The sequence below is a fragment of the Microbacterium sp. genome, assembly GCF_035556355.1.
GTDB lineage: Bacteria > Actinomycetota > Actinomycetes > Actinomycetales > Microbacteriaceae > Microbacterium.
Genome location: NZ_DATMFG010000001.1, coordinates 1 through 9268 on the forward strand (window position 1 = coordinate 1; position 9268 = coordinate 9268).

Below are 9268 nucleotides of genomic sequence, written 5' to 3' on the forward strand. Positions count from 1 at the left end.
CCGCCGCATTCGACGCCGCGTTCTCCACGAAGGCGGAGTAGCACCCGGCATCCGTTCGCGCTGCCGAAACCCGCATCCGCGACCCGCTGAGACGACAGCGGATACCGGAAACGACAGCGCGAACACGCGACACAAACCCGCAGGGGGCCGCGGCTCAGCGTCCGCCGCCGACGGAGGAGAGCGCGCGGCGCGCGAGCGCGAGGTGCGCGCGCGTCATCTCCGCAGGGTCCGTATCGAGCCACTCGTGTCCGCCCCACTCGCTCGTGAGCGTGCCCGCGAACCCGTGCCGGCGAAGCGCGGCGCCGAGGTCGGCGATGGGCCGTGAGACGCGCCCTCCGGTGTCGTCGAGATCCCAGAACTTGAGGTGGACGCCGCTGGTGAGGGGGAGGAGCGGCTCGAGGTCCGTGATCTCGGAGCGGCCGAACCGCACGAGGAGGTCCATGAAGAGCGTGTGCACCGCGGGCGGGACGCGGCCCTCGCGCAGCGTCGAGACGACCGCGTCGTGCGTCTCACGGGCGCGCCAATCGTGTTCGAGTCGCGACGCGAGCTCCTCGTCGACCCCGCCGCGGCGGAGCGCGTCGAGATAGGTGGGCGGCAATGACGGCATGAGCATGCTGCTGTCGACCAAGATCCGGATGCGGGGATCGCCCAGCTCTTCGATGAGCTCGATGTTCGCGGCGACGTCCGGCAGGTCGGGCGTCTGCTGCCCCTGGATCTCCTCGAAGAGCACGATGCCCAGCTCTTCGAGCACCGGCTGCACGCGACGCAGCAGCTCGGGACCGGCTTGTCCGAACGGCACGCGCGCGCCGATCGCGCCGACGCGCGCGGCGGCTCGCAGTTGAGGGACGAGGAATGCAAGTCGCTCGTCTTCCGTACGCCGACGCGCGGGCAGCGCCCAGTCGTCGAGGCTCGCGCCGACGATCGAAACGGAGCCTCCCGCCGCGGCGAGACGCTCGCGAAGCACGTCGACCTCGGCATCCGACGGTTCGGGAAAGGTGCGCCACACCTGGCCCGGCTCGATCTCGATCGTGTCGGCGATCCCATCGTCGACGATCCGCACCGCGATGTCGGTGGCCGAACGGTCGGCGCGCACGACCGCGGGCGTCCAGTTGAAGGCACTCGCCGACAGCCTCCAGCCATCCGGCAGCTCCGAACCTCTCGTCACGGCGAGCCGACGGTCGGCGCGGAACGGCAGCGTGAGCGGGCCGTTCGGCCCCGCCTGCAGGTAGGGCACCGACAGCGAGAACGAGACGGATACGTCGTGGGGGCCTTCCGCGAGAGCGCGGCGTCCGCGCAACTCGAGGCGGTCCTGGATGAACCACCAGCCGCTTTCGAGCCGGAGTTCTGCGGGCGCGACCTCGCGCCCGTCGATCCGGACGCTCACCGCCACCGTCTCGCCGTCGATCGCCACCCTGAGGTCGCCGATGGACGCGAGCGGCATCGAGCGGATCCACGGCAGGCTGATCCTCACCGCGAAGCCGGAGTCGGATGCGACGAGGGCGTCGTCGAGCAACAGCGGCAGCGTCATGCGACGGCTTCGGCGGCGATCCCGCGGATCGCGCCGATCGTCGGGCGTCCGTCGGCGAACCAACGGGGGAACGTGACGTCGAACAGCTGCTCGCGCACCATCTCGACCCCGCCGCGGAGAGGCTCGCGCACGTCGTTCACCGATTGCGCGATCGTCAGGTCGCGCGTGGCGAGCGGGAGCGACAGCTCGTACACGCGCTGGCGCACCTCGGCGAGCAGGAGCTCGCCGGCACCGGCCATCGCGCCGCCGATCACGATCACCGACGGGTTGAACATGTTGACCAGCGCCGCGATCGACTCGCCGACCACGCGCGCCGAGCGCTGGATGAGTCGGATGGCGAGCGCGTCGCCGTCCTCGGCGGCGAGCGAGATGCGCTCCGGGGTGAGCTCCTCACCCGCGGCGACCGCGTTGGCCAGCGCGCCGGACGCGCCGGCTTCGATGTCGGCGAGAGCGTCGCGGATCATCGCCCACCCGCCGGCGACGGCTTCGAGGCATCCGAGCTTGCCGCACCGGCACGGTGCGTCGGAATCGCGCACGCGGACGTGACCGATGTCGCCGGCCGCGCCGTTGGCGCCGCGGTGCACGTGACCGTGCGAGAGGAGCCCGGCGCCGATGCCCGAGCCGATCTTGCAGTAGATGAGGTCGAGGTGGTCGTCCTTGCGCCGCGCCCGCTCGCCGAAGGTCAGCAGGTTCACGTCGTTGTCGACCCACACGGGGGCGTCGTACCGATGCTCGAATTGGCGTCGCACGTCGAAGCCGTTCCATCCGGGCATGATCGGCGGGGCGACGGGCCGACCGCTCTCGAAGTCGACCGGGCCGGGCACGCCGACCGCGATTCCCCACACCGGCACGTCGGGGGTGCGCGCGAGCACTTCGTCGATCATCCCGAACGCCTTCTCGAGCGTCTCGGCCGGGCCTCGGGCGATGTCCCACGGCGAGTGGGTGTGCTCGATGATGTCGCCGTCGAGGTGCGCGACTCCGACGTGGATGTGGAGGGCTCCGAGCGCGCACACGACGATTCGCCCCGACTCTCCGCGGAACCGCAGCGTGCGAGGCGCTCGACCGCCGGATGAGGGGCCGAAGTCGCCGTCGGTGAGATAGCCCATCTCGATCGCGTGATCGACGCGCTGCGTCACGACGCCGCGGCCCAGACCTGTCACCCGGCCGATTTCGGGACGCGTCGTGGCGTCGCCGGTGCGAACCATGTTGACGATACGAAGGAGACTCGTCATCTCGTCGGTCTGCGCGCCGAACCGCAACGTCGACTGTCTGGCCATGGTTGATTCTTGCATAACGACTGCACTGAACCGGCGGTTCGGTGCCATCTATGGTCAAACACCATCGCACTTAGGTAGGCTTCATGCGAAAGTGAGGGCCGCACAATGACATACGGCGTCGGTGTGATCGGGGCGGGGCCCGGAGTCGCCGCGTTGCACCTGCCGACCCTCGCGCGGCTGGCCGACACATTCCGCGTCGTCCACATCGCCGACGCGGGCAGCGGCCGTGGCGCCGCCCTCGCCGCACGCGTGGGGGGCCGCTACTCGCCGGCGGCGTCATCGCTCCTCGAGGATCCCGCGGTCGACGTCGTGGCGATCTGCAGCCCGCCCGACGCCCACGCGGAGCACATCCTCGCCGCGGTGGCCGCAGGCAAGCGTGCGATCCTGTGCGAGAAGCCCCTCGCCACGTCGGTGGCCGATGCGGAGCGGGTCGTCGACGCGTGTCGCAACGCGGGCGTGGCTCTCACGGTCGGCACCAACCACTACTTCGATCCGGCGTGGAGTCGTGCGAAGCATCACCTCACCGGCAAGGACGACCCCGTCGTCTCGATCTCCGTGACGCTCGCCCTGCCTCCGAACGGTCGGTACCACGAGGTCGTGACCGAGGCGGATGCCGCACCCGCCGCGCATCCGCCGCGCCCCGACCTGACGAAGCCGGCCGTCGCCGCCCGCGTCCTGCACCGGCTGCTGACCGGTCTCGCGATCCACGACATCCCGCTCGTGCGCGACCTCGCCCCGCGGTTCGAGCGCGTGGTGTTCGCCCGCGCACTGTCGCCGATCGGGTACGCCGTGGGATTCGTCGCGAGCGGCATTCCCGTCCAGCTCACGACGGTCATGCTCCCCGGGGGTGCGGACGCGCTGTGGCGCGTGACGGTGTCGACGACGCGCGACCGGCTCGATGTGAGTTTCCCGCCCGCCTTCGTGCACGCGGGAAGCGCGCGCGTGCGGGTTCGCGTGCCCGAGGGCCGGGAGAGCGCCTACCCGCTCGCGGCGGGGGACGGCTACATCGCGGAGTGGCGTGCCTTCGCCGAGCTCGTCGAGAGCGGCATGCCCGTCGAGTACGAGGAGCTGCTCGACGACGTCCGGTACGCCCTCGCGATCGCCGACGAGGCCGCGCGGCTCGTGGAGGCGGCGGCATGAGCGCACCGGTCTTCACGCAGGTCGCGGGGTATCGCGTCGCGATCGCCGAGCTTCCGCTGAGCGCCGAGCGAAGCGATGAGGCGGCCGGCGCCGTCGTCGCGATCGACGGCGGGGGAGAGTGGTGGTCACGGGCGTCGGATGCCGTCGACGCGGGCGCCGCGGGCGTGGTCGTCGCGCGACCGGCCTTCGCGCCGAGCGGAGCGCTCGATGCCCTCGGCGCGCACGCCGGTGCGACGCCGCTCGTGGCTGAGCGCCCCCTTTTGCGGTCCGACGTCGCGGCGAAGGTCGTGGAAGCGTTCGCGACGGTGCCCGCGTACGCAGCCGCCGTCGTCGAGTGCCATGCGCCCGCTGGCGCGATCCCGACAGCGCTTCGGGACGCGGTCGGGTGGGTGCGCGAACTCTCGCGCTCGCACGTGACGGTGGCCGAGTGCCAGACATCGAGCGGCCGATCCGTTGCGCTGCTCGAGACGGCGGACGGAGGCGTGTGGAGCCTGTTGGCGGCCGCACAGCACGGCGCGCCGCGGCCCGGGCGCATCCGCATCACCTCACTCGCCGAGACCGTCGTCGAGGTCGACGACGACGGGGGAGACGTGTCGGCGTCGGTCACGGATGCCGCCGGCCGGAGGGTGCTTCCCGCGAGCTTCGAGCGGCCGGAGCGGCTGGCCCTGCGTCGCGCGATCGATGCGACGCAGACGGCTGTCGCGGTGTCGGACCTCGAGGCGCTCCGACACGACACGGCGATCGTCGAGACGATCCTCGCCGGCCGGCGCGCGTCAGCCTGTGGCATCCGTCGGTTCATCTTTGGTTGCTTTCCGACAGAAGCGTGACTAGTATCGACCATGACGTCGGGGCCTTCGCGGCCCGTTCCCTGCGGCGAAGCCGCCCAGGGGCACATCCGGTCGCGTCGATCGCCCGGTCGTACGGGCCAAAACGCGTATGAGCATGCCACCGCTGAGGCTCCGCCTGCTGATCGCTTCGCTGCTGACGGTCGCGATCCTCGGGGCGCTGGACCACACGATCGTGTCGACTTCCCTCGCCACCGTCGCAGGCGAGCTCGGCGCGCTCGGTCACATGGGGTGGATCGTCGTCGGATACACGCTCGCGAGCACGATCCTGCTGCCGATCCTCGGCAAGGTCGGCGATGCCGTGGGTCCGCGGTCGGTGTTCCTCGTGTCGCTCGTGCTCTTCCTCATCGCGTCGCTCGCGTGCGGATTCGCGCAGGACATGACCCAACTCGTGGCTGCGCGGGTCGTGCAGGGCATGAGCTCGGCGGGCCTGCATCTCATGCCGCAGACGATCGTCGCGCGTGTGACGACACCGCGTCAGCGCCCGCGCTACCTCGCGGTCATCGGCGCCGCGTTCCCGATCGCGATCCTGGTCGGTCCTGTCATCGGCGGTCTCATCACGGACTACTGGAGCTGGTCCTGGATCTTCTGGATCAACATCCCGTTCGGCGCGGCGGCCCTCATCCTCGCGCTGGTCGCCGTGCCGAAGCTGCCGGGATTCGGCCGGAGGCCGTTCGACGTCGCCGGCTCGCTCACGTTCGCCACGGCGATGGTGGCGCTCGTGCTCGCGGTCACGTGGATCGGCGATCCCGCGACGGCGCGGTCATCCGTCATTCCCTTCATCGTCGCGGCGGTCGCCTTCGCCGGATTCTTCGTGATCCAGCTTCGGGTCGCCGAACCGCTCATCCCGCTGCGGCTCTTCGCGAATCGCACCATCGCGGCGGGCACCGCGCTGTCGGCGATCATCGGCGTCGGACTGTTCTCCATCACGGCGTACCTGCCGACGTACTTCCAGATGGCATATCGCACGAGCGCGACGGTGTCGGGTCTCGTGCCGATCGCCACCGTGTTCGGAATGCTCGTGAGCAACCTCGCGACCGGCTGGCTCGTCAGCCGCACCGGCCACTACCGCGTCTACTGCATCGTGGGCCCGGCGCTCGGCGCCGCCGGCCTGTTCACGATGTCGCTTCTCCCGGTCGGTCTCCCGCTGTGGGTGCCGATGGCTGTGATGGCGGTCGTCGGAATCGGCACGGGAGCCTTCATGAGCCTCGTGATCGCCGTCGTGCAGAGCGCCGCGCCGCGTCGCGACACGGGCAGCATGACGGCAGCCGTCAACCTCGTCCGGCAGGTGGGCGCGACCGTCGCGACGGCGATCATCGGAGGTGTCGTCGGCGTCGGCGTCGCGGCGCTGCTGCCCTCATCGCTCGACCCGGCCGCCCTCACGCCGCAGCTCGTGCACGCCGCGTCTACAGCGGTGCAGTCCGAGGTGGCGGCCATCTACCGCGATGTGTTCGCGCCCGTGTTCGCGGCGCTCGGCGTCGCATACACCGTCGGGCTCATCGCCGCGATCCTCCTGCCTCCGGGGCGACTCTCCGACGAATCCGAACAGACCCCGGCGCCGAGCGCCGAACCGCTCACCGCCTGAGCAGAACGCAAGCAGAAGAGGTGCCACCCATGTCGCAGACCCGAACCGTCGCCATCGTCGGCAGCGGACCGATCGGCTCCGCCTACGCCCGTGTGCTCGTCGAGTCGACCCCCCACGTGAAGGTCGTCATGTTCGAGGCCGGTCCGCAGCTGACATCTGTGCCGGGGGAGAGCGTCCGCAACATCGCCGACCCCGACGACAAGGCGCGCGCCCGCGAGATGTCGCAAGGACCTCAGTCCGGCCGGTACCGCGAGAGCCTCGGCATCCCCGCGGGTGTCGTCGTCGAGGGGATGTTCACCGCGCGGCAGGGCACCCACCTCCTCGACTTCGGCGGCCCCGGCTCGGCGCACGCCCCGACCTTCCCCGCGGCGGCTGCGGCGACGAACGTCGGCGGGCAGGGCGCGCACTGGACGTGCGCGATCCCGCGACCGCACGGGAGCGAGCTCATCCCGTTCATCCCCGCTCGCGAGTGGGAGGGACTGATCGAGACAGCCGAGAGCCTGCTGCACGCGCAGAGCGCCGCCTTCGCCGACTCGAAGGTGGGCGAGGCCATCCGCTCGATCCTCGATGAGGAGTTCGGCGCAGAGCTGCCGGCGGGTCGCGGAGTGAGCACGCTTCCGGTCGCGGGCGACCCGCAGCCCGACGGATCGATGCGGTGGGCTGGGGCGGATTCCGTGCTGGGCCCGCTCATCGACCCCGAGTCCCCTCTGGCCGAGCGCTTCGAACTGCGCGACCTCACGCTCGTCCGTCGCGTCGAGACGGACGGCGGCCGTGCCGTCGGCGTCACGGTCGAAGACCTGCGCACGAAGGAGACCTCGTTCGTCGCGGCCGATGCCGTGATCGTCGCGGCGGACGCCTTCCGCTCCCCGCAGCTGCTGTGGGCCAGCGGCATCCGCCCCGCCGCTCTCGGCCGCTATCTCACCGAGCACCCCGTCGTGATCTGCACCGTCGCGCTCGACGCGAAGAAGATGGAGCGCTTCGCGACCGAGGCCGACCTCGAGCACGAGCTCGAGCGGCGCGCTCACAACGCGGCCGACCCGGTCGCCGCGGTGAACCGCATTCCGTTCTCCGAGCCCGGCCACCCGTTCTCGCTGCAGGTGATGTACGCCGAGGAGCCGCCGTTCCAGCTCGACCCCGCACACCCCGCGGCCGGCAACAGGTGGGGGTACGTCAACGTGGGGTACGGCATGCGCAAGCGTCCGCGGGTCGAGGACGGCATCACGTTCGACGACGCCGAACTCGACTACCGCGGGTTCCCGAACATGACGATCGAGTACGAGCTGACGGATGTCGAGCAGGCCGAGATCGACGAAGCGACGAAGCGCCTGTGGCGAGCCGGCGAGACGCTCGGGTCGTTCGTGGCCGAGCCGCGCCTTCTGCCGAACGGATCGAGCCTGCACTACCAGGGCACGATGCGGATGGGCGATGTCGACGACGGCACCTCCGTGGCCGACCCGTGGTCGAGAGTGTGGGGCTACGACAACCTCGTCGTCGGCGGCAATGCGCTCATCCCGACCGCGACGACGATGAACCCGACGCTCATGAGCGTCGCGATCGCCGTCCGCGGCGCCCGCCGGCTCGCGGCGCAGCTGAGCGGTGAGGCGGGTGCCGCGGCCGCAGCGCCGGATGCGGCATCCGTCGCGCGGTCCCGCTGAGCCTGCGTATCATCGCGGTGTGCTCATCCCCGAGGAGGGACCTGCGTTCACGCTCGTCGTGACCGTCGACGGCGTCAGAGTCCTCGACGTCGTCGAGGTGGCGGGGCTCGGCGGCGACGGCGAGACCATCGAGCTGAAGCAGCAGCTCCCGGACGGCAAGTACGTCACGCGCACGCTGCCCGGCCGCCCGAAAGCGGGGGAGTTCCGCATCACGCGGGAGCTGAGCTCGGGGGACCAGCCGTTCGAGTGGCTCAAGGCAGTCACGGGCGGAGATGTCGCGGATGCGCGCGCGACCGTCTCCGTGAGCCTCGTCGATGACGACGGCGGCGTGGTGAGGTCGTACGAGTATCGCAACTGCCGCATCGCCTCCGTGAAGGCGAAGTGGCCGAAGCCGGGCTCGCACGGGCCCGCGGTCGAGAAGATCGCGATCGAGCCCGTTGCCGAGTGAGACCTCGCCGCGTGCCCGTCAGTCCTCGACGTGGGCCGTCATGAAGATCGAGATGCGGATGCCGGGCAGCTCCGGTCCGAGCCGCGCGACCGCGCGGGCAGGCGGGTCGTCGCCGAACATCTCCGCGTACGCCTCATTCATGCCGGCGAAGTCCGGCGGGTTCGCGAGCAGCACGGTGACCATCGTGACGTCGCTCAACGACGCCCCGCCGGCCTCGAGCACCAGCGCGCAATTGCGGATCGCCTGACGGGTCTGGTCGTGGATCGACGCGGGGAGCTCGCCGGTGCCTACGTCCATGCCGACCATTCCCGAGACGTGGACGGTCGAGCCGGCGCGGATGCCCTGGCTGAAGAGGGGAGAGCTCGGGGCGGCTTCCGTCGTGAGGATCTGTCTCGCCATGCGCGAAGCCTACGCCCGCAGAGGACGCCCGGCCAGGCGAGGAAGAACTCGTCCGCGTCGCGCGGCGACGACGAAGGCCCCCGCCGATGCGACGGGGGCCTTCTGGCCGAATCAGAGCTCGTCGCGGATGAACGCGAGCAGGTCCGCGTTGATGACGTCGGCGTGCGTCGTGGCCATGCCGTGCGGGAAGCCGGGGTAGACCTTGAGCTTGCCGTTCTGCAGCAGCTTGATCGTGATCTCCGCGGCGTCGGCGATCGGCACGACCTGGTCGTCGTCGCCGTGCATCACGAGCGTCGGCACGGTGATGGCCCGGAGGTCGTCGGTGAGGTCGGTCTCGGAGAAGGCCTTGATCCCGTCGTAGTGGGCCTTGGCGCCGCCCATCATCCCCTGA

9 protein-coding genes are annotated in these 9268 nt (G+C 70.8%); 5 read left to right on the forward strand and 4 right to left on the reverse strand.

Annotated features, from left to right (window positions below):
- Positions 1-154 precede the first annotated feature (154 nt).
- Positions 155-1528: a restriction endonuclease subunit R gene (locus VNR19_RS00005; RefSeq protein ID WP_325722641.1), complete on the reverse strand. Its 1374-nt coding sequence runs from the start codon at positions 1526-1528 to the stop codon at positions 155-157.
- Positions 1525-2805: an ROK family protein gene (locus VNR19_RS00010; protein ID WP_325722643.1), complete on the reverse strand. Its 1281-nt coding sequence runs from the start codon at positions 2803-2805 to the stop codon at positions 1525-1527. Before VNR19_RS00010 ends, VNR19_RS00005 begins: the two co-directional genes overlap by 4 nt.
- A gap of 105 nt (positions 2806-2910) precedes the next feature.
- On the opposite strand from VNR19_RS00010, the gene VNR19_RS00015 reads away from it, so the two are divergent.
- The 5 genes from VNR19_RS00015 to VNR19_RS00035 all read left to right on the forward strand — a co-directional run bounded on the left by VNR19_RS00015 (position 2911) and on the right by VNR19_RS00035 (position 8478).
- The gene (locus tag VNR19_RS00015) at positions 2911-3945 is read left to right on the forward strand and encodes a Gfo/Idh/MocA family protein (RefSeq protein WP_325722645.1); all 1035 of its coding nucleotides are present in this window, start codon (positions 2911-2913) and stop codon (positions 3943-3945) included.
- Entirely contained in the window at positions 3942-4772 is an 831-nt protein-coding gene (locus VNR19_RS00020; RefSeq protein WP_325722647.1) for a hypothetical protein, read from the forward strand. The genes VNR19_RS00015 and VNR19_RS00020 overlap by 4 nt, the downstream gene beginning before the upstream one ends.
- Before the next feature lie 115 nt (positions 4773-4887).
- Positions 4888-6375, forward strand: a complete 1488-nt coding sequence (locus VNR19_RS00025) for an MFS transporter (protein WP_325722649.1) — start codon at positions 4888-4890, stop codon at positions 6373-6375.
- A 29-nt stretch (positions 6376-6404) separates the two neighbouring features.
- Entirely contained in the window at positions 6405-8030 is a 1626-nt protein-coding gene (locus VNR19_RS00030; protein WP_325722651.1) for a GMC oxidoreductase, read from the forward strand.
- Between the two features lie 19 nt (positions 8031-8049).
- The gene (locus tag VNR19_RS00035; RefSeq protein ID WP_325722653.1) at positions 8050-8478 is read left to right on the forward strand and encodes a phage tail protein; all 429 of its coding nucleotides are present in this window, start codon (positions 8050-8052) and stop codon (positions 8476-8478) included.
- Between the two features lie 18 nt (positions 8479-8496).
- On the opposite strand, the gene VNR19_RS00040 is transcribed toward VNR19_RS00035, so the two are convergent.
- Both VNR19_RS00040 and VNR19_RS00045 read right to left on the reverse strand, forming a co-directional pair.
- On the reverse strand, positions 8497-8877 hold the full coding sequence (locus tag VNR19_RS00040) for a RidA family protein (protein WP_325722655.1): 381 nt from the start codon (positions 8875-8877) through the stop codon (positions 8497-8499).
- Positions 8878-8988: 111 nt separating this feature from the next.
- The coding region (locus VNR19_RS00045; RefSeq protein ID WP_325722657.1) for an alpha/beta fold hydrolase at positions 8989-9268 on the reverse strand (280 nt) is incomplete at its 5' end.